Annotated in this window: 18 protein-coding genes; 8 read left to right on the top strand and 10 right to left on the bottom strand. The window is 69.1% G+C overall.

The genetic code is table 11. The features are described from left to right. Positions 1-120: 120 nt before the first annotated feature. From pspM to ACZ54P_RS33820, 3 genes are all read right to left on the bottom strand, one after another. On the bottom strand, positions 121-1,128 hold the full coding sequence (gene pspM, locus ACZ54P_RS33830; RefSeq protein WP_465465664.1) for a phage shock envelope stress response protein PspM: 1,008 nt from the start codon (positions 1,126-1,128) through the stop codon (positions 121-123). A gap of 75 nt (positions 1,129-1,203) precedes the next feature. After that, the gene (locus tag ACZ54P_RS33825) at positions 1,204-2,049 is read right to left on the bottom strand and encodes a PspA/IM30 family protein (protein ID WP_465465663.1); all 846 of its coding nucleotides are present in this window, start codon (positions 2,047-2,049) and stop codon (positions 1,204-1,206) included. Positions 2,050-2,269: 220 nt separating this feature from the next. After that, on the bottom strand, positions 2,270-3,151 hold the full coding sequence (locus ACZ54P_RS33820) for an RNA polymerase sigma-70 factor (protein ID WP_465465662.1): 882 nt from the start codon (positions 3,149-3,151) through the stop codon (positions 2,270-2,272). Positions 3,152-3,321: 170 nt separating this feature from the next. Between ACZ54P_RS33820 and ACZ54P_RS33815 the strand changes: the two genes are divergently transcribed. Further along, entirely contained in the window at positions 3,322-3,807 is a 486-nt protein-coding gene (locus tag ACZ54P_RS33815) for a carboxymuconolactone decarboxylase family protein (protein ID WP_465465661.1), read from the top strand. Between the two features lie 51 nt (positions 3,808-3,858). Here the strand turns inward: ACZ54P_RS33815 and ACZ54P_RS33810 are convergent, their stop codons facing one another. From ACZ54P_RS33810 to rimO, 4 genes are all read right to left on the bottom strand, one after another. After that, positions 3,859-4,314, bottom strand: coding sequence for a helix-turn-helix domain-containing protein (locus ACZ54P_RS33810; RefSeq protein ID WP_465465660.1), 456 nt, complete (start codon positions 4,312-4,314; stop codon positions 3,859-3,861). Between the two features lie 101 nt (positions 4,315-4,415). After that, complete coding sequence (locus ACZ54P_RS33805; protein ID WP_465465659.1) at positions 4,416-4,865, bottom strand: CinA family protein; 450 nt, start codon at positions 4,863-4,865, stop codon at positions 4,416-4,418. An 11-nt stretch (positions 4,866-4,876) separates the two neighbouring features. Then, positions 4,877-5,524: a CDP-diacylglycerol--glycerol-3-phosphate 3-phosphatidyltransferase gene (gene pgsA, locus ACZ54P_RS33800; RefSeq protein ID WP_465465658.1), complete on the bottom strand. Its 648-nt coding sequence runs from the start codon at positions 5,522-5,524 to the stop codon at positions 4,877-4,879. Then, complete coding sequence (gene rimO / locus ACZ54P_RS33795) at positions 5,521-6,969, bottom strand: 30S ribosomal protein S12 methylthiotransferase RimO (RefSeq protein ID WP_465465657.1); 1,449 nt, start codon at positions 6,967-6,969, stop codon at positions 5,521-5,523. The genes pgsA and rimO overlap by 4 nt, the downstream gene beginning before the upstream one ends. An 88-nt stretch (positions 6,970-7,057) precedes the next feature. On the opposite strand from rimO, the gene ACZ54P_RS33790 reads away from it, so the two are divergent. After that, positions 7,058-7,585: an amino-acid N-acetyltransferase gene (locus ACZ54P_RS33790; RefSeq protein WP_465465656.1), complete on the top strand. Its 528-nt coding sequence runs from the start codon at positions 7,058-7,060 to the stop codon at positions 7,583-7,585. Positions 7,586-7,629: 44 nt separating this feature from the next. Further along, positions 7,630-8,271, top strand: a complete 642-nt coding sequence (locus tag ACZ54P_RS33785) for a nitroreductase family protein (protein WP_465465655.1) — start codon at positions 7,630-7,632, stop codon at positions 8,269-8,271. A gap of 254 nt (positions 8,272-8,525) precedes the next feature. Here the strand turns inward: ACZ54P_RS33785 and ACZ54P_RS33780 are convergent, their stop codons facing one another. Both ACZ54P_RS33780 and ACZ54P_RS33775 read right to left on the bottom strand, forming a co-directional pair. Continuing rightward, positions 8,526-8,990, bottom strand: a complete 465-nt coding sequence (locus ACZ54P_RS33780) for a hypothetical protein (RefSeq protein ID WP_465465654.1) — start codon at positions 8,988-8,990, stop codon at positions 8,526-8,528. A 124-nt stretch (positions 8,991-9,114) separates the two neighbouring features. Continuing rightward, positions 9,115-11,622, bottom strand: a complete 2,508-nt coding sequence (locus ACZ54P_RS33775; protein WP_465465653.1) for an FtsK/SpoIIIE family DNA translocase — start codon at positions 11,620-11,622, stop codon at positions 9,115-9,117. Positions 11,623-11,749: 127 nt separating this feature from the next. On the opposite strand from ACZ54P_RS33775, the gene ACZ54P_RS33770 reads away from it, so the two are divergent. The 5 genes from ACZ54P_RS33770 to ACZ54P_RS33750 all read left to right on the top strand — a co-directional run bounded on the left by ACZ54P_RS33770 (position 11,750) and on the right by ACZ54P_RS33750 (position 16,191). Continuing rightward, positions 11,750-12,559, top strand: a complete 810-nt coding sequence (locus ACZ54P_RS33770; RefSeq protein WP_465465652.1) for a lysophospholipid acyltransferase family protein — start codon at positions 11,750-11,752, stop codon at positions 12,557-12,559. Between the two features lie 112 nt (positions 12,560-12,671). Next, the gene (locus tag ACZ54P_RS33765) at positions 12,672-12,962 is read left to right on the top strand and encodes a hypothetical protein (RefSeq protein ID WP_465465651.1); all 291 of its coding nucleotides are present in this window, start codon (positions 12,672-12,674) and stop codon (positions 12,960-12,962) included. Beyond that, on the top strand, positions 12,962-14,491 hold the full coding sequence (locus ACZ54P_RS33760) for an alpha/beta hydrolase (protein WP_465465650.1): 1,530 nt from the start codon (positions 12,962-12,964) through the stop codon (positions 14,489-14,491). Before ACZ54P_RS33765 ends, ACZ54P_RS33760 begins: the two co-directional genes overlap by 1 nt. A 65-nt stretch (positions 14,492-14,556) precedes the next feature. Beyond that, on the top strand, positions 14,557-15,126 hold the full coding sequence (locus ACZ54P_RS33755; RefSeq protein WP_465465649.1) for a hypothetical protein: 570 nt from the start codon (positions 14,557-14,559) through the stop codon (positions 15,124-15,126). 96 nt (positions 15,127-15,222) lie between these two features. Then, entirely contained in the window at positions 15,223-16,191 is a 969-nt protein-coding gene (locus ACZ54P_RS33750) for an EamA family transporter (protein ID WP_465465648.1), read from the top strand. Here ACZ54P_RS33750 and ACZ54P_RS33745 read toward each other — a convergent pair. Next, complete coding sequence (locus ACZ54P_RS33745) at positions 16,168-16,755, bottom strand: DUF305 domain-containing protein (protein ID WP_465465647.1); 588 nt, start codon at positions 16,753-16,755, stop codon at positions 16,168-16,170. The genes ACZ54P_RS33750 and ACZ54P_RS33745 overlap by 24 nt on opposite strands. Between the last annotated feature and the right edge of the window lie 109 nt (positions 16,756-16,864).

The following is a 16,864-nucleotide window of genomic DNA, read 5'->3' as shown; positions in this document are numbered from 1 at the left end:
GAACCCCGCGGAGCTTCCGGCACGGTCGCGAGTGGCTGGGTGGGTCGTGAGTGGCGATTCGGGTTCTAACCCGAATCGCCACTCACGACCACCTGGACCGAGCGGACGTGGCTGCCGAACTCAGGAGAGTTCGCGCAGCGCCATGGCCAGTCCTGCGAGCTTGTCGGTCGCGTCGGAGAGCGACTCCTTGGACGACGTCATGCCGTCCGTGCTCGCGGCGACGGTGTGCCCGGCGGCCGCGACGAGACCGCCGTAGCCGTCGAGTCCGTCGTCGAGCTGCTCGCGCAGTTGCTTGACGGCGGCGTCGAGGGCACCCCGTTCCCGCTCGGGCGCGGCGTCACGGCCGCGTTCGATGGCCTGGATCCGGCTCGCCAGGCCGCGCAGGGCTTGCGCGGCCTCCGTGGCGGTGGCCCGGGCGTCCGCGACGGCGATTTCCGAGACCGGCATGGTGCCGAGCGATGTCGGCTGCGAAAGCTGGCGAAGCAGCTCCGCCAGTGAAGCCTCGCTCTCGATGAGACGCTCCATCGGTTCCCGCGCGACGGAACGCGCCGGGGGCAGCGGAGGCGGAGCGGCGGGCGCGGCGGGCAGCACGGTGCGGTTGAGCGACCGCAGGCGCAGTCCCGACCGGACGCCGAAAGTGCCGAAGACGATGGTGAACGCGCTGGCCGCGATGGCCTGGAAGACGTCGGCCTGGCCGTCCTTCAGCAGGCCCGTGCCCGCGACGACGGCGAACAGTCCGCAAAGGACGGTGAGGAGCAACCAGAAGGTCATCGCGCGCGAGGTGCGGCGCTTGCGGCGCTCCAGTTTGGCGGCCGGTTCGTTCCAGCGGGCCCATTTGGCCTTCGCGTCGGCGACGACCGGGACCTGACCCGCCGCCAGCGATGTCAGCTGCTGGGAAATCTTCGGCATGGCGGGCATCGGCGGCATCTGCGGTCTGCTTCGCGGCGGCTGAACCGGCCGCGGGGGCTGCGCGGCCGTCGGCGCGGACGGCCGGGAGCCTTGCTCGGAGGGCGGAATGTAGCGCTGCAGTTTCTCCTGCGCGCGCTGGGCGTAGTCGGGCAGCTTTTCGATGTGCTTCTCAAGCTTGGCGGTGAACTCCCCGAAGTCTTTGCGCCTGCCCTGCCCCATTTGCCCTCGCCCCTGTCTTCGGTGAGTCCGGTCCCGCGTCCCCGCGAGGACGCGGGACCGGCTCTAGGTGGTGTGTCAGGCGGGGTTCTTGCCCTGTTCGGCCTGAACCCGTGCCTGGATCTCACGCTGGATGTCCGCGGCACCACTCGACGCCTTCGGCGCGGCGGCGGTCTTGCCGTCGGTCACCTGTGCGACGGAGTCACCCTTCATGGAAGCGCGAATCTGCTCCAACCGCGAGTGTCCCGCGAGCTGCGTCGTCGAGGCCTGGACTTCCATCATCCGGCCTTGAACGGAGTTCTGAGCGAGTTCGGCAGAGCCGAGCGCGGTGGTGTACCGCTTCTCGATCTTGTCGCGAACGTCTTCCAGCGACGGGGTGTTGCCCGGCGCGGCCAGCTGGCTCATCTGGTTCAGCGAAGCGGAAACCTGCTCCTGCATCTTCGCCTGCTCCAGCTGCGAAAGCAGCTTGGTGCGCTCGGCCAGCTTCTGCTGCAGCATGGTCGCGTTGCGCTCGACGGCCTTCTTCGCCTGCTCCGCAGCCTGAAGCGACTGGTCGTGCAGGGTCTTCAGGTCCTCGATGCTCTGCTCGGCGGTGACGAGCTGCGCGGCGAAGCTTTCCGCCGCGTTCTCGAACTCGGTCGCCTTCTGCTCGTCGCCCTTGGCGCGCGCCTCGTCGGCGAGCACCAGCGCCTGGCGGGTCGAAGCCTGCAGCTTCTCCACGTCGCCGAGCTGGCGGTTCAGCTTCATCTCCAGCTGACGCTGGTTACCGATCACCGAGGCGGCCTGCTGGGTCAGCGCCTGGTGATTGCGCTGCGCCTCCTCGATGGCCTGCTGGATCTGTACCTTCGGGTCAGCGTGCTCGTCGATCTTCGACGAGAACGCCGCCATCATGTACTTCCAGAACTTCACGAACGGGTTGGCCATCTCCTCCGCCTGCCTTCTCGCATCCCACGGGCTGTTACCTCGAGGTGGGGCGTCCCCTCTGTGATGTTGCAACGTCCCGACCCCGGCGTTGAGTTCCATCGTGTCAGGTCGGCGTCCCGCGTTCCAGGCGACCCCGACGGAATTCAGGGATACCCCTGACTGTGATGTCCGCGACCTTTCGGGCTCACGGGGCGGTGACCGTGGGTGAAAACGGGCGGGTTCAGTGCCGCAGGGCGGTCGCCTGTTCCAGGTGTGACAACTTCTCGGGGTTGCGCACGACGTAGAGCCCGGTGATGAGGCTGTCGTCGAAACGCACCGCGACGACAGTGTCGACCTCGCCGTCGAGGCGCAGGATCAGCGCGGGATGGCCGTTGACCTGCGCCGGGCACAGCGTCGCCGCGTCGGCCTTGACCAGGGCGCTCGCGGCCAGCATCGAGGCGACCCGTCCGGCACCCACGACCGGGGTCAGGATGGCCTGCGCCACTCCGCCTCCGTCGCCGAGGAAGACGACATCGGGAGCGAGGACGTCGAGCAGTCCTTGCAGGTCACCCGTTCGGACGGCGCGCTGGAAGGCCTCGAACGCGGCCCGGGTCTCGGCCGGGGAAGGGGCGGCTCGTGGCCGTCGCGCGGCGACGTGGGCACGGGCCCGGCGGGCGATCTGGTGCACCGCGGCCGGGGTCTTGCCGACGGCTTCGGCGATCTCGTCGTAGGCCACGTCGAACACCTCACGCAGCACGAAGACCGCGCGTTCGGTCGGCGCGAGGGTCTCCAGCACCAGCAGCATCGCCATCGAGACGCTGTCGGCCAGTTCGACGTCTTCGGCGACATCGGGCGTGGTGAGCAGGGGTTCAGGCAGCCAGGGGCCGATGTAGGACTCTTTTCGGCGGCCGAGCGTGCGAAGCCTGCCGAGTGCCTGCCGGGTGGTGATGCGCACCAGGTAGGCCCGCGGGTTCTCCACGGTCCCGAGGTCGACGCCCGACCAGCGCAGCCAGGTCTCCTGAAGGACGTCCTCCGCGTCGGAGGCCGAGCCGAGCATCTCGTAGGCGACGGTGAACAGCAGGTTCCGGTGGGCGACGAACGCCTCCGTGGCGGTGTCGGGCATGGACGGCTCCTGTTCTCGGCGACGGTGTCCCCACCAGACGCCGCGTCCCCTCGATTTCTGACACGTCGAGGCCGTGTCGCACGTCACGTCCCGGCGCTGTCAGCGGGGCCGGGCCGCAGGCATCTGGTGGTCGTTCGCTTCACCGCTCGACCACGAATGAGGACGAAGTCATGAATTCCCGTTTCGATCTGAACAGCACCGAGCTCGGCGCCAAGCTCGGCAAGCGCTTCGCCGGCGTCAGCGTGGCCATCAAGGGTTCCACCCTGCCGAAGGTCACCCAGGAACTGGTGTCGCTGCGGGCAAGCCAGCTCAACGGCTGCGGGTTCTGCGTCGACGCCCACGCCAAGGACCTGGCGGCCGCCGGCGAACCCGCGGTCCGGGTCAATTTGGTCGCCGCCTGGCGCGAGGCATGCGTGTTCACCGAGGCCGAGCAGGCCGCGCTGGCGCTCGCGGAGGAAGGCAGCAGGCTCGCCGACGGGCACCAGGGCGTCTCCGACGAGACCTGGGCCCAGGTGCGGAAGCACTACGACGACGACCAGATCGCCGCGCTGATCTACCTGGTCGCGATGATCAACGCCGCCAACCGGCTGCTGGTGATCACGCGCACCAAGGGCGGGTCCTACCAGGCGGGCACGTTCGACAACGCCGCGAAATGACGGAAAGGCCCCAAGCGGACTGCCTGGGGCCTCTTTCCGTTCACAACCTCGTTAGGCGGCGACCATCTTCGGTGCGGCGATGGTCGTCCGCAGTGCGGGACTCATCCTCGGCGGTGGCGAAATCCGCAGATCGGCCAGATCGTTGCCGATCAGTTCGGACACCAGGCGGCCTCCTTCGAGCCCACCCGCCGCGGCCTCGGCGCCCTCGCGCTCCTGAGCCCGCCGCTTCCCTGCTTCGACCTTCTCGTCCACCGGGGCGACCTCGACGTTGTCCATCGCCGAGACGTCCGCCGCGACCTTGTGGAGGAGTTCGCCGAGGGGAAGATCCAAGGCGTCGCAAATGGACGCCAGCAACTCGCTGGACGCCTCCTTCTGCCCGCGCTCGACCTCCGAGAGGTAGCCGAGGCTCACCCTGGCGGCGCGGGAGATGTCCCGCAGGGTTCGACGCTGGTTCGTGCGGGCGTGTCGGAGCCGGTCGCCGATCGCCTCGCGCAACAGCACGGTCATCACGCGCCTCCCTTCCAGGACTGACTGTCCCCTACGTTACCCAGTGCGGTGCCCCGGGCGCAGGTGTTGACACGGCAATACGCCAAGGGCGAACGCGGCGATCATGTGAGATGTTCCCCCAGCAGGGCGAACGCACCGCGGACGGCACCGGCTCTGACCGAGCCTCGATCACCGCTCAAGTCCAGCGTACGGACGGTGAGCACGCCCGGGCCGGCGAGGCCGACGTGGACGGTGCCGGGTGCGACACCGTCCTGCCCTGCCGGGCCCGCGACACCGGTGAGGCCGAGGCCCCAGGTAGCACCGCAGCGATCCATCGCCCCGGTGGCCAACTGCGCCGCGACCTCGGGATGAACGGCACCGTGGACGGCGAGGAGGTCCTCGTCCACCCCGGCGAGCGAAGCCTTCAGATCGGTGGCGTAGACGATCAGGCCGCCCCGGACGACGGCGCTCGATCCGGGGGTCTCGGTCAGGGTCGCGCAAACCAGCCCGGCGGTCAGCGACTCGGCGGTCGCCACCGTCTCCCCACGCTCGATCAGGTGAGTGACCAACATCTCACCGGTTGTCACGACGCGGTGCCTGTCGCACGCTGTCCAGCGGCCCGCATCCGCACCGCGCGCACGACGTAGTCGAGGCCGGTCACGACGGTCAGGACCAGCGCGAGTCCCATCAGCACCCAGCGGACCGGTTCGGCGGCGGCAGGCAGCGGCAGCAAGTACGCGGTGATGGCCGCGACCTGCGTGAGTGTCTTGGCCTTGCCGCCACGGCTGGCCGGGATGACGCCGTGCCGGATCACCCAGAAGCGCAGCAGCGTCACACCGATCTCGCGGATCGCGATGATGATGGTGACCCACCAGCCCAGTTCGCCGAGCACGCTCAGCCCGATCAGCGCGGCGCCGATCAGCGCCTTGTCCGCGATCGGGTCGGCGATCTTCCCGAAATCGGTGATCAGCCCGTACTTCCGCGCGACCCAGCCGTCGACCTGGTCGGTGAACGACGCGATCGCGAACAGCGCGGTGGCCATCGCGCGCCAGAAGGTGTCGTCCCCGTCGCCCGCGAACAGCGCCATCACGAACAACGGCACCAGCACCAGCCGCGACATCGTGAGCAGGTTCGCCAGGTTCAGCGTCGGAACCGGAGTGGCTTCGGGAACCCGGGCGTGCTCACCGCCCGTTCCCTCACCGGCTCCGGCGTCGCTCGGGGCGGCATTCACCGGTCGGCCTCGGGCGGCGCGGGCCGCACGATCAGATCGACGCCCTCGGAGTCGACGACCTCGCAGCGCACGAAGTCACCGACCGCCAGCGAGGGCAGGTCGTCCGTCTCGATCAGGACGCATTCGCCGTCGACCTCGGGGGCCTGGTGCGCGGCGCGGCCGATCGGGTCCTCGCCGTCCTCGGCCTGCTCGATCAGCACGTCGACGAAGTCACCGATCCGCTCCTCGGCTCGCTGCGAGGTCAGCTCCTCGACCAGCGCGGAGATCCGCGACACCCGCTCGGCGACCACGGACTCGTCGAGTTTGCCGTCGAAGGTCTCGGCCTCGGTGCCGTCCTCGTCCGAGTAGCCGAAGACGCCGACCGCGTCCAGCCGCGCGCCGGTCAGGAAACGCTCCAGCTCGGCCACGTCCTCCTCGGTCTCGCCGGGGAACCCGACGATGACGTTGGTGCGGATGCCGGCGGCGGGCGAGTACTCCCGGATCTGGTCGCACAACGCGAGGAACGAGTCCGTCGAGCCGAAGCGGCGCATCCGGCGCAGCACGGTCTCACTGGAGTGCTGGAAGGACAGGTCGAAGTAATCGGCGACACCCGGCGTGGTCGCGATGGCCTTGACCAGGCCAGGGCGGGTCTCGGCGGGCTGCAGGTACGAGACGCGGACGCGTTCGATACCGGGCACCGCGGCCAGGCGCGGGACCAGCAGCTCCAGCGCGCGGGCGCCGTCACGGCCGAAGTCCTTGCCGTAGGAGGTGGAGTTCTCCGAGACGAGGAAGACCTCTTTGACGCCGTTCTCGGCGAGCCACATCGCCTCGGCGACGATCTCGTCCGGCTGCCGGGACACGAAGGAACCCCGGAACGACGGGATCGCGCAGAACGAGCAGCGGCGGTCGCAGCCGGAGGCGATCTTCAGCGCGGCCACCGGGGAGTCGTCGAGCCGGGTCCGCAGCACGCGCGGGCCCCAGCCGTGCTGCGCGTGCCCTGGCACCTCGACCGACTCGGCGGCCGTCGGACGCTGGACCGGGCTGATCGGCAGCAGCTTGCGGCGGTCGGACGGGGTGTGGGACTCGACCTTACGTCCCGCCACGACGTCGTCGAGACGCTCGGAGAGGTCCGCGTAGTGGTCGAAACCCAGGACCGCGTCGGCCTCGGGCAGGTTCTCGGCCAGCTCATTGCCGTAGCGCTCGGCCATGCAGCCGACGGCGACGACCTTCTTGCCGGTGTCGGACGCCGCGAGCAGGGTGTCGACCGAGTCCTTCTTGGCGGACTCGACGAAGCCGCAGGTGTTGACGACCACGACGTCGGAGTCTTCGGGCTCGGCGGTGAGCTCCCAGCCGCCCGCCGCCAGCCGTCCGGCGAGTTCCTCGGAATCGACCTCGTTGCGGGCGCAACCGAGGGTCAGCAAGGACACGCGACGGGTGGCGACAGGATCAGTGGTGGGAGAAGACACGTGCCTTAGGGTAGCTGGCCTGCTCTCGGGGTCGGCGATCGCTTGCTCGGGCGAGCCTCCGGCCGGTCGCGGCCTCGTGGATGGCTTAATGGTGGACGTGCCCTCAGATCCCCTCCTTCACCGCCGCCCGATCGTTCGCCGGGCGCGGATCGCGGACGTCCGCAAGATCAAGGCGCTGGTCGACTCCGACGCGGGGACGGTGCTGCTGGAGAAGGAACTCGTCACCCTCTACGAGAGCGTCCAGGAGTTCTGGGTGGTCGAAGACGGTGACGACGTCCTCGGCTGCGGCGCCCTCCACGTGCTGTGGGAGGACATCGGCGAGCTGCGCACCATCGCCGTCGACAAGGACTCCCGGGGCCGCGGCATCGGGCACGCGCTGGTGGGGCAGCTGATCGACTTCGCCAGGGAGATCGGGCTGAAGCGGCTGTTCGTGCTGACCTTCGAGACCCATTTCTTCTCCGGGCACGGCTTCGTCGAGATCGACGGCACCCCGGTGACCCAGGAGGTCTACGAGGAGATGCGGCGCTCGGCCGACCCGGGTGTCGCGGAGTTCCTCGACCTGCCGTACGTGAAGCCCAACACGCTGGGCAACAGCCGGATGCTGCTGGAGCTGTAGCTTCGGGTGGCGAAGCGTTCTTCGGCATCAGGGAAAGGCGGGACATGGACACTTCGGTCACCGACCATCTGCTCAGCACGACGCGAGCGGTCCGGCGCAAACTCGACCTGGACCGGCCGGTCGAGCCGGAAGTGCTCGAAGAGTGCCTGAGGCTCGCGCTGCAGGCACCGACGCCGGGTAACCAGCAGGCGTGGCGGTGGCTCGTGGTGCGGGATCAGGGCGTCAAAGACCGGCTGTCGGAGCTGTTCCGCCGGGTCGGGAAGGCCTATCTGGAGACGAACGCGGCCGCGTTGGGCGAGGCGATCACCGAGCCGTCCGTCGCGCGGGCGTTCGCCTCGGGACAGCATCTGATCGACGTCATCGACCGGGTCCCGGTGTACGTCATCCCGTGCCTGACCGGCAGGCCGAGCGGGGACAACGCGACCGACGCCGCCTTCTACGGCGGGATCTTCCCGGCGGTGTGGAACTTCCAGCTGGCGCTGCGGTCGCGCGGTCTGGGCTCCACGCTCACGACGTACCACCTGACGCACGAGGCGGAAGCGGCCGAGATCCTCGGCATCCCCTCCGACGTCACGCAGGTGGGGCTGCTGCCGGTGGCTTACACGACGGTGCCGGATTTCAAGCCCGCCGCGCGCGTGCCGCTGTCGGAAGTCGCGTACCTCGACGGCTGGGGCAACGCGCTCTAGGCAGAGGCGACCGGGGCGGCGCTGGTCGTGGCCGGGCGGCTTCAGTGTCCATAAAGGACGCTTTTCGAGACTCTGGCGCCCGATTTGGGCTACTTACACGGTTTCACACAGGGGTCGTGAGTGCTAATGAGGGTTAGAACCCTCATTAGCACTCACGACCCTCGTGGACAGTCAGGTGATGCTCTTGGCCGAGGGCTTGTCGGGCATTGGCGACTTAGCTCTCGATAGAACGCGGATCGCCGGTCGAGACGCGCCTAAGCCTTCGACACCCGCAGGGTGACCTGGTCGCCCCCCGAACTCACGGCGACCAGGTCCACCCGGCAGGCGGCGAACTCGACGGACTGCCTGCCACCCCGTCCGGTGGAGGCCAGTTCCGCACTCGTCCGCTCGCCGCGTCCCGGTTCGGCCAGGGTCACCGCGACCACGGCCTCCCCTTCCCAGACGCAGACCATGCCCTGGGCGCAGCGGGAATCGGACACCAGCTGGGAGAACCGGATACTGATGTCCTTCGACGCGACCTCGGCGGTTTCACCGGCCTTGAGAGTGATGGACTCCCCCATCTCCACGGTGCCTTTGGGCGACTGAGCCGGTTCGGGCGCCGGCGGAGCGGCCGGTGCGGCTTGGGCCGCCGGGGGTTGTTCGCGCGCGACGGAGCTGCCGGCTCCGCAGGCGAGACCGGCCAGGGCGCAGAGGACGACGAGCAGCTTCTTGGGGTCCACACGTCCTTGACGTAACGGAGCCGCCGGTCCGTTGCATCGGGTTTCAGCTGACTTTCTCGTAAGTACATGAAGGCCCCCTTACCTGCGCTAGGCGCAAGGAAGGGGGCCTTCATGTACTAACAGGTCAGTCGTCGTCGGAGACGTCCCCGCCTCCTCCGTCCCCGCCGCCGCGGATCATGAACAGCACCGACTCCAGCTCCTCCGGCTTGATCAGCACGTCCCGCGCCTTCGAGCCTTCCGACGGGCCGACGACGCCCCGGCTCTCCAGCAGGTCCATCAGGCGGCCGGCCTTGGCGAACCCGACACGCAGCTTCCGCTGCAGCATCGACGTCGACCCGAACTGCGAGGTGACGATCAGTTCGGCGGCCTGCAGCAGGACGTCGAGGTCGTCGCCGATGTCGGAGTCGATCTCCTTCTTCTCACCGGCCTTCGCCGCGGTGACGCCGTCCTGGTAGTCCGGCTGCGCCTGCTCCTTGGCGAAGTTCACCACCGCGGAGATCTCTTCGTCACCGACGAAGGCGCCCTGGATGCGGACCGGTTTCCCGGCGCCCATCGGCAGGTACAGGGCGTCACCCATACCGATGAGCTTCTCCGCGCCCGGTTGGTCGAGGATGACCCGCGAGTCGGTGAGCGACGAGGTCGCGAACGCCAGCCGCGAGGGCACGTTGGTCTTGATCAGGCCGGTCACGACGTCGACGGACGGGCGCTGGGTCGCCAGGACCAGGTGGATACCGGCGGCACGCGCCTTCTGGGTGATCCGGACGATCGCGTCCTCGACGTCGCGCGGGGCGGTCATCATCAGGTCGGCGAGCTCGTCGACGATCGCCATGATGTACGGATACGGCTGGTAGACGCGCTCGCTGCCGGGCGGCGCGGTGATCTCTCCGGAGCGCACCTTCTTGTTGTAGTCGTCGATGTGCCGGACCTTGTTGACCTGCATGTCCTGATACCGCTGCTCCATCTCCTCCACCAGCCAGGCCAGCGCCGCGGCGGCCTTCTTCGGCTGGGTGATGATGGGCGTGATCAGATGCGGGATGCCCTCGTACGGGGTCAGCTCGACCATCTTCGGGTCGATCAGGATCATCCGGCACTCGTCCGGCGTCGCCCGCGCGAGCAGCGACACCAGCATCGAGTTCACGAAGCTCGACTTACCGGAACCGGTGGATCCCGCCACCAGCAGGTGCGGCATCTTCGTCAGGTTCGCGGTGACGAAATGGCCCTCGATGTCCTTGCCGAGGCCGATCACCATCGGATGGTTGTCCTTGACCGTCGACGGCGCGCGCAGCACGTCGCCGAGGCGCACCATCTCGCGGTCGGAGTTCGGCACCTCGATGCCGACCGCGGACTTGCCGGGGATCGGGGCGAGCAGCCGGACGTTGTCGGTCGCCACCGCGTAGGCGATGTTCTTGGTCAGCGCGGTGATCTTCTCGACCTTCACCCCGGGGCCGAGTTCGACCTCGTACCGGGTGACCGTCGGGCCCCGGGTGAACCCGGTGACCTGCGCGTCGACGTTGAACTGGTCCAGCACGCCGGTGATCGCCTCGATCATGGCGTCGTTGGCCTTGCTGCGGGACTTCGGCGCGTCACCGAGCTTCAGCAGGTCCGGCGGCGGGAGTTTGTAGTCGCCTTCCACGGTCCGGGTGACAGCCAGCGGCTGCTCGACCTTCTTGGGCTTCTTCTCCGGCACTTCGACCGGTTTGACAGCGGGTTTCGGCGGGCGCAGCGGCGTCGGCGGTTCGGCCAGCGCGGCTTCGATGTCGAGCTGCTCCCCCGCGTGGTCACCGGCACCCTGGCGGCGGCGCGACGGCTTCCGCAGGCGGACCGACTTCGGGTCGGCCTCGGTGACGGCGTCGCGTTCGTCGTGGATGGCCCGGCGCTCGGCCTCGGCCTCTTCGATCTCTTCGGGGTCGAGCCCCCAGGTGCGCAGCCGGTGCGGGATCTCCCGGACCGGGGTCCCGGTGAACACGAGCGTGCCGAACAGCAACGCCAGTACCAGCAGCGGCACGGCCACCCAGGTGGTGACGCCCATGGTCAACAGGCCGCCGGAGACAGCGCCGATCACCCCACCGGCGTACATCCGCCCGTCGTTGGTCTCGGGCAGCGCGGTGAAGATGTGCAACAGGCCGAGCACGGACAGGATCACCAGCAGCGTGCCGATCACCATCCGCGGCCGGGCCTCCGGCATCGGTTCCGAACGCATCAGCGCGACGGCGACCACGGTCAGCACCAGCGGGAGCGTCACGGCACCGGCACCCAGCAGCGAGCGAGTGCCGACCTCCACCCAGCCGCCGATCGGACCCGCGGCACGCCACCACACGCCGAACGCGATCACCAGCGCCAGCGCGATCAGGCCGAGCGCGAGACCGTCGCGGCGGTGCTCGGGTTCGAGTTCACGGCCGCGGCCGACCGTCCTCGCCAGGGTGCCGAGGCCCTTGGCGAGCAGGTTCCAGGTGCCGCGCACGCCTTTGGCGAACGTGCCGGAAGACTTCTTCCTGGCTGCGGGGCGCCGTGGCGCGGGCTTCCTCGCCGCCGTTGACCTGGGCTTCGCCGGGGTACGCGGTTTCCGCGCCGGCCCCTTGCTGCCGCCGCTTCGCGCCGTACTCCGTTTCCTGGTCGTCGACCCGCTAGCCATGTCTCCACGGTAACCGCCTCGACCCTTCAGCCCCGGGTGCCACTCGGAGCACATACTGAACATTCGTCTCAGGTCACAGCTTGAGCGGCCATCCGGGTGAAAAGAGTTTCATGACATGCTCTGCCCCATGTTCGCGCTGCATCAGGATGAGAATTCGGCTCGCCGCGCCCCCGCCATCTGGCGCACGATGCTGAACATCGACCGGGGGCTGGTCAACGTCGTCGGCAAACTCACCGTGACCGGCGGTGTCCCGGCGGAACTGCGCCGGAAGCCGCTGCTCATGGCGGCCAACCACATCGGCGTGTTCGACGCGTTCGTGCTGATGGCCGCCTGTAAACGGATCGGCATCAACCCGCGGTTCATGCTGGCGGGCGGCATCCTCGACGCCCCCCTCATCGGGCCGGCGCTGCGGGCCAGCGGACACCTGCGGGTCGACCGCAAACAGGCTTCGACGGCCGTCGGCCAGTTCGCCGAGGCGACCGAGGCGTTGCGCACCACCCGCGACCCGCTCATCGTCTATCCCGAGGGCCGGATCAGCCACGATCCCGGTCTGTGGCCCGAACGCGGCAAGACCGGCGCCGCCCGGCTCGCGCTGGCGGCCGGGGTACCGGTGATCCCGATCAGCCAATGGGGCGCGCACGAAGCCGTCTATTGGGGAACGGAGACGGTCAACGGGCCCGCCGATCTGGTGCCGCTCGCCAAATCCGGGCTGAGCGCGCCGATGCGCCGTCCCCGCTTCCAGGTGCATTTCGGTGACCCGGTGGATCTGTCGGAGGTCGAGCCGGGGCGGCCGGGCGCCGGGGTTCGCGCGCACGCCAAGATCATGCAGGCGATCACCGACGGCCTGGTGCCGCTGCGCGGCGGCGAACTGGACAAACCGCGCTTCCACGACCCGACGCGGCCGACCGACACGGTCAGTCCCTGGAAGAAGTACTGAGTTCCGCGTCCGCACGGTTTCCGGGACGGCCCTGGGTGGATGAAGGAACCGCACGTCCGTCTCCCGCGTCGTAGTGCGGTCACACAGCGTCACGCTATGGGGAGGCAGCGGGATGACCGGCGGCTACGAGGTACTCCTGGAGGTGATCGGCGCCGCGTCCGACGCCGCGAAACGGGCTTCGGACGACGTCGGCCAGGTGGATCTCGCGGCCGCGCTCGCCGGTGTCGCGACAGGCCTGCCCGGTGGTGTGTCCGGTGAAGCGGCCCGGCTGCTCGCGGACGCCTGGGGCCGCGCGGTGCCAGGCTGGGTGAAGAACGCTTCGGAGTACTCCGGGCAACTCGACGCGACCGCCGTCCGCTACCGCTCGAACGAGCTGGCGGCGTCCCGGGAACTGCACGTCTGATGCTCACGTGGGGCGACGTACGCCGATGGGATCCGGCCGCGATCGGCGCGGTCGCCGACGCGCTCAACGACGGCTGCACCCGGATCATCGCCGCCGACGACGACGTCGAGTCCATGGCCCGGTTCCCCGGCTGGTCCGGTGAAGCCGCCCTCGCCGCATCGATGCGAGGCGAATCGCTGACGTCCACTTTGGAACAGCTGGTGGCCGAAGCGGCCGCGGTCCGGCGGGGCGCGCACGAGGTGCAGATCGCGTTGGACCGGATCGTGGCTTTCGTGCGGGAGACCGACGAACTCGCCTCCCGGCACGGCCTGACCATCGGCCCCGGCGGAGAGGTCACTTCTTCCGGTGGGCCTTCGGAACCGCGGGTGGCGGCGGAACTCGCCGACCGGATCGAGCAGATCCTGCGCCGCGCCACCGACGTCGACGCCGACTTCGCGGCCATCATGCGGCGCGCCCTTCGAGGCGAGATCACCGAACAAGGAGTCGGCACCCTCGCCCAGGCCGCTGACGCCGGAGCCGCGCGAAGCGGTCTGTCGATCATCGGCCCTCCAGAGCACGGTTCGGCCGGTGACAACAAGGCGTGGTGGGACAGCCTGTCGGATACCGCAAGAGTCGCTTTGCTGCAAGGAAATCCAGGGCTGGTCGGGAATCTCGACGGGATCCCGGCCGCCGACCGCGACGCCGCGAACCGCGCCGTCCTCGCCAGGGAGATCGAACGGCTCCAAGGCGATCCCCGGGTGAAGGGGCTGGAAGCCATCGCGCGGCGGCTCGACCAGCCGGAGCCTCAGGCGTTCCTGCTGGGCTTGGACACCAGCGGGGACGGGACGGCGATCGTTTCTGCCGGCAATCCCGACACCGCGGCGAATGTGGCGACCTACGTGCCGGGGACCGGTGCGGAACTGGCGAAGATCGGCGGGGATCTCGACCGTTCCGACAAGATGTGGGCCGTGGCCACGACCGCGGGGTCGCCGTCGACCGCGGTGATCACCTGGCTGGGTTACGACGCGCCGGACGGTCTCACCGACGCCGCGAGCGACAAGTACGCCGATGGCGGTAAAGCGGCACTAGCTCGGTTCCAGGACGGTCTGCGGGAAACGCATCAAGGGGCACCGTCGCACAACACGGTGCTGGGGCACAGCTACGGCACGACGGTCGCCGGCCACGCGGCCCGCGATGGCGGCCTCGCCGCCGAAGAACTCGTTTTCGTGGCGAGCCCGGGCGTCGGCGCGCACGACGTGAGCCAGTTGCACCTCGATGGGGTGGCTCCGGGCGAGATCGGCGGACATGTGCACGCGACGGTGGCCGAACACGACATGATCGATCTGGCCAATCTGGAGGTCGCCGGGTACGACCTGGTACTCGGACAGGATCCGACCGACGCGGAGTTCGGCGGGCGGGTGTTCACGTCGGCGCCGGGCACGGACGGGTTCGGCGGGTACAGCCAGGCAGCGCACAGTGAGTACTGGGAAGACAACAACCCCTCGCTACGGAACATCGGCCTGATCATCGCGGGGAAACCCGCCTCGTGAAACTGTCGCTCCTGACCGCCCTTCTCCTGTTCTCGACGGCCTGCTCCCCCGGAGGTGGAGACGCCATGAAACCGACCATCACCGAACAACAGGCCCGGGAGAAGGCCGAGGCGTACATCCAAAGCGTGTTCGCCGCGCTGCCAGGCTCGGCGCAGCGGAAACTGTTCACCCAGAACCGTTCAGAATGCGCCGACCCGACCGACGACGGTCCCCGAGGCCGGTTCGAGATCTCGGCGACCTACGAGGTGACCGGGCTCGAACCGGCGAAGTTCGCGGAGTACTTCGATGCCGTGGTCGGGTGGTGGACGGCTCACGACTTCAAGATCCTGACGGATTCACGGCCCCGAGATCAGTATGTGTTCGCCCGGAACACCGCGGACGCGTTCGACATGTCGGTTCAGGCGAACGATCTGGGCAAGTTCTACCTCGGCGCGACCTCACCGTGCGTCTGGCCGAACGGCACCCCCGACCCTCAAGCCCGCGAAGCTCAAGCCCTCGAAGCCGGCGAACCCGAGCAGCCGGCCGCCGCTCCCCCGGCACCGGAGCCGGCCCGCAGACCGCGCCGCGCCCCGGTGGACGACGAAGACTTCGACCAAACCGACTGGACCGACGGCAACTTATCTCGTGAGTGGTAATGACGGTGAGAACCGTCATTACCACTCACGAGACCGGACACCCAGCCGCTGGGAAAACCGTTCGCCCCGCCCCCACCCGGCCTCTACCCTCCGGCCGTGACCGCCGAACTCGCCGCCCCCGCCCAGCACGTCGCGCATCGAGGCCGGGGCATCACGCTCGTCCTGCTCGCCGCGCTCTTCTTCGGGACGTCGGGCGTGCTGGGCAAACCGGCGATGCAGGCGGGGTTGTCGCCGGAGCAGGTCGCGGCGATCCGCATCGGGCTGTCCGCGATCGTGCTGCTCGGACTGGTCGCCGTCTTCCGGCCGAAGCTCCTCAAAGTGACGAAGCGAGAGTGGCCGCTGCTGCTGGCGTACGGCTCGCTCGGGGTCGCCGGTGTCCAGCTCATGTACTTCCTCGCGGCGGGCCGGATCCCGGTGGGCATCGCGATCCTGCTCGAATTCACCTCTCCGGTGCTGATCGCGTTGTGGGTGCGGTTCGTGCGGCGGGTGCGGCTGCCGAGGGCGATGTGGGCGGGTATCGGGCTCGCGATGACCGGGCTGATCCTGGTCGCCCAGGTCTGGGAAGGCCTCAGCCTCGACGTCGTAGGGTTGCTCGCCGGGCTGGGCGCGGCCGTCTGTTCGGCAGGGTATTTCCTGCTCGGGGAGCGCGGGGTCGCGAACCGGGATCCGCTCGGCATGGTCACCTGGGGGATGACGATCGGCGCGGTGCTGGTCTGCGCGGTCGCCCCGCCGTGGACGATCCCGTGGGGTGTCGTCGCCTCGCCGGCGGCTTTCGGACCGTGGCATCCGCCGGTGTGGTCACTGCTGATCGCGCTCGTGCTGATCGCGACGGTGCTCGCCTACGCCACCGGCATGACGGCGCTGCGTCATCTCCCAGCGTCGGTGGCGAGCGTCGTCGGGCTGGTGGAGCCGCTGATCGCGGCGGCCGCGGCCTGGGTGCTGCTCGGCGAGGCGCTCAGCTGGATCCAGGCCGTCGGCGCGGTGGTCCTGTTGACCGGCGCGTACATCGTCCAGTCGAACTCGAACGTGGTCCAGACGGACTCAACCCTGCTGGAAGCCCCGTAGCTCGCTGATCTCCTGCTGCTGCGAACGTGCCGTCGTCGCGGCGAGGTCGCGGGCGTCGGGATTGCGGCCGTGCTGCGTTTCGGCCTCGGCGATGCGGACGCCCGCCTCCCGCTGCTTCTGCAGCCGCGAGGCGAACTGGCGGTCGAAGTCCTTTCCGGACAGTCCGGCCAGTGTCGTCAGCTCAGCGGGGCTGATGTACCCGTCGCGCTGGACGTGTTCGAGGTTCGGATCGTCCGGGGCGGGCTGCGCCCAGGACTCGATGAGCGAGGAAAGCCGTGCGATCTCCGGTTCATGCGTGTCGATGATCCGCTTCGCGAGCGCCTTCAGCGCCGCGTTCTCCGCGCGGGTTTCGGCCAGGGAAGCCAGATCCATGCCCTGCTGATGGTGCGCGAGCGCCTGCCGCGCGAACGCGACATCGGCGTCGTTGAACGGAACGGCGGCCTGTTGCGCCATCGGCGACGACCCCGGCGGCGCGGTCTGCGGCTGGGGTGCCTCGCCCGAGCAGCCGGTCAGCACGGCGGCCAGTGCGACGGCGGGCAGGAACCGGAGGACGGCGTGCGGCATCGAAGTGCTCCTCGGAACGCGCGGTGGAGATGCCTAGGTTGGCAGAGTCCACATCGGTCCGTTCACCGGGGTTGCGCAAATACTTTTCCTCCGGGCTCCGCGGTGCGAG

Source organism: Amycolatopsis sp. NPDC034160 (genome assembly GCF_055575355.1).
The sequence above is the reverse complement of the archived record's forward strand: the minus strand, read 5'-3'. Positions and strand labels throughout refer to the sequence as shown.

Excerpts from the sequence above, each read along its gene's own strand:
- ACZ54P_RS33775 (WP_465465653.1), bottom strand. The coding sequence starts at position 11,622 with ATGGCTAGCGGGTCGACGACCAGGAAACGGAGTACGGCGCGAAGCGGC.
- ACZ54P_RS33760 (WP_465465650.1), top strand. The coding sequence starts at position 12,962 with ATGCTCACGTGGGGCGACGTACGCCGATGGGATCCGGCCGCGATCGGC.
- ACZ54P_RS33755 (WP_465465649.1), top strand. The coding sequence starts at position 14,557 with ATGAAACCGACCATCACCGAACAACAGGCCCGGGAGAAGGCCGAGGCG.
- ACZ54P_RS33815 (WP_465465661.1), top strand. The coding sequence starts at position 3,322 with ATGAATTCCCGTTTCGATCTGAACAGCACCGAGCTCGGCGCCAAGCTC.
- ACZ54P_RS33770 (WP_465465652.1), top strand. The coding sequence starts at position 11,750 with ATGTTCGCGCTGCATCAGGATGAGAATTCGGCTCGCCGCGCCCCCGCC.
- ACZ54P_RS33805 (WP_465465659.1), bottom strand. The coding sequence starts at position 4,865 with ATGTTGGTCACTCACCTGATCGAGCGTGGGGAGACGGTGGCGACCGCC.
- ACZ54P_RS33745 (WP_465465647.1), bottom strand. The coding sequence starts at position 16,755 with ATGCCGCACGCCGTCCTCCGGTTCCTGCCCGCCGTCGCACTGGCCGCC.
- ACZ54P_RS33810 (WP_465465660.1), bottom strand. The coding sequence starts at position 4,314 with ATGACCGTGCTGTTGCGCGAGGCGATCGGCGACCGGCTCCGACACGCC.
- ACZ54P_RS33790 (WP_465465656.1), top strand. The coding sequence starts at position 7,058 with ATGGTGGACGTGCCCTCAGATCCCCTCCTTCACCGCCGCCCGATCGTT.
- ACZ54P_RS33820 (WP_465465662.1), bottom strand. The coding sequence starts at position 3,151 with ATGCCCGACACCGCCACGGAGGCGTTCGTCGCCCACCGGAACCTGCTG.
- ACZ54P_RS33765 (WP_465465651.1), top strand. The coding sequence starts at position 12,672 with ATGACCGGCGGCTACGAGGTACTCCTGGAGGTGATCGGCGCCGCGTCC.
- ACZ54P_RS33785 (WP_465465655.1), top strand. The coding sequence starts at position 7,630 with ATGGACACTTCGGTCACCGACCATCTGCTCAGCACGACGCGAGCGGTC.
- pspM (WP_465465664.1), bottom strand. The coding sequence starts at position 1,128 with ATGGGGCAGGGCAGGCGCAAAGACTTCGGGGAGTTCACCGCCAAGCTT.
- ACZ54P_RS33825 (WP_465465663.1), bottom strand. The coding sequence starts at position 2,049 with ATGGCCAACCCGTTCGTGAAGTTCTGGAAGTACATGATGGCGGCGTTC.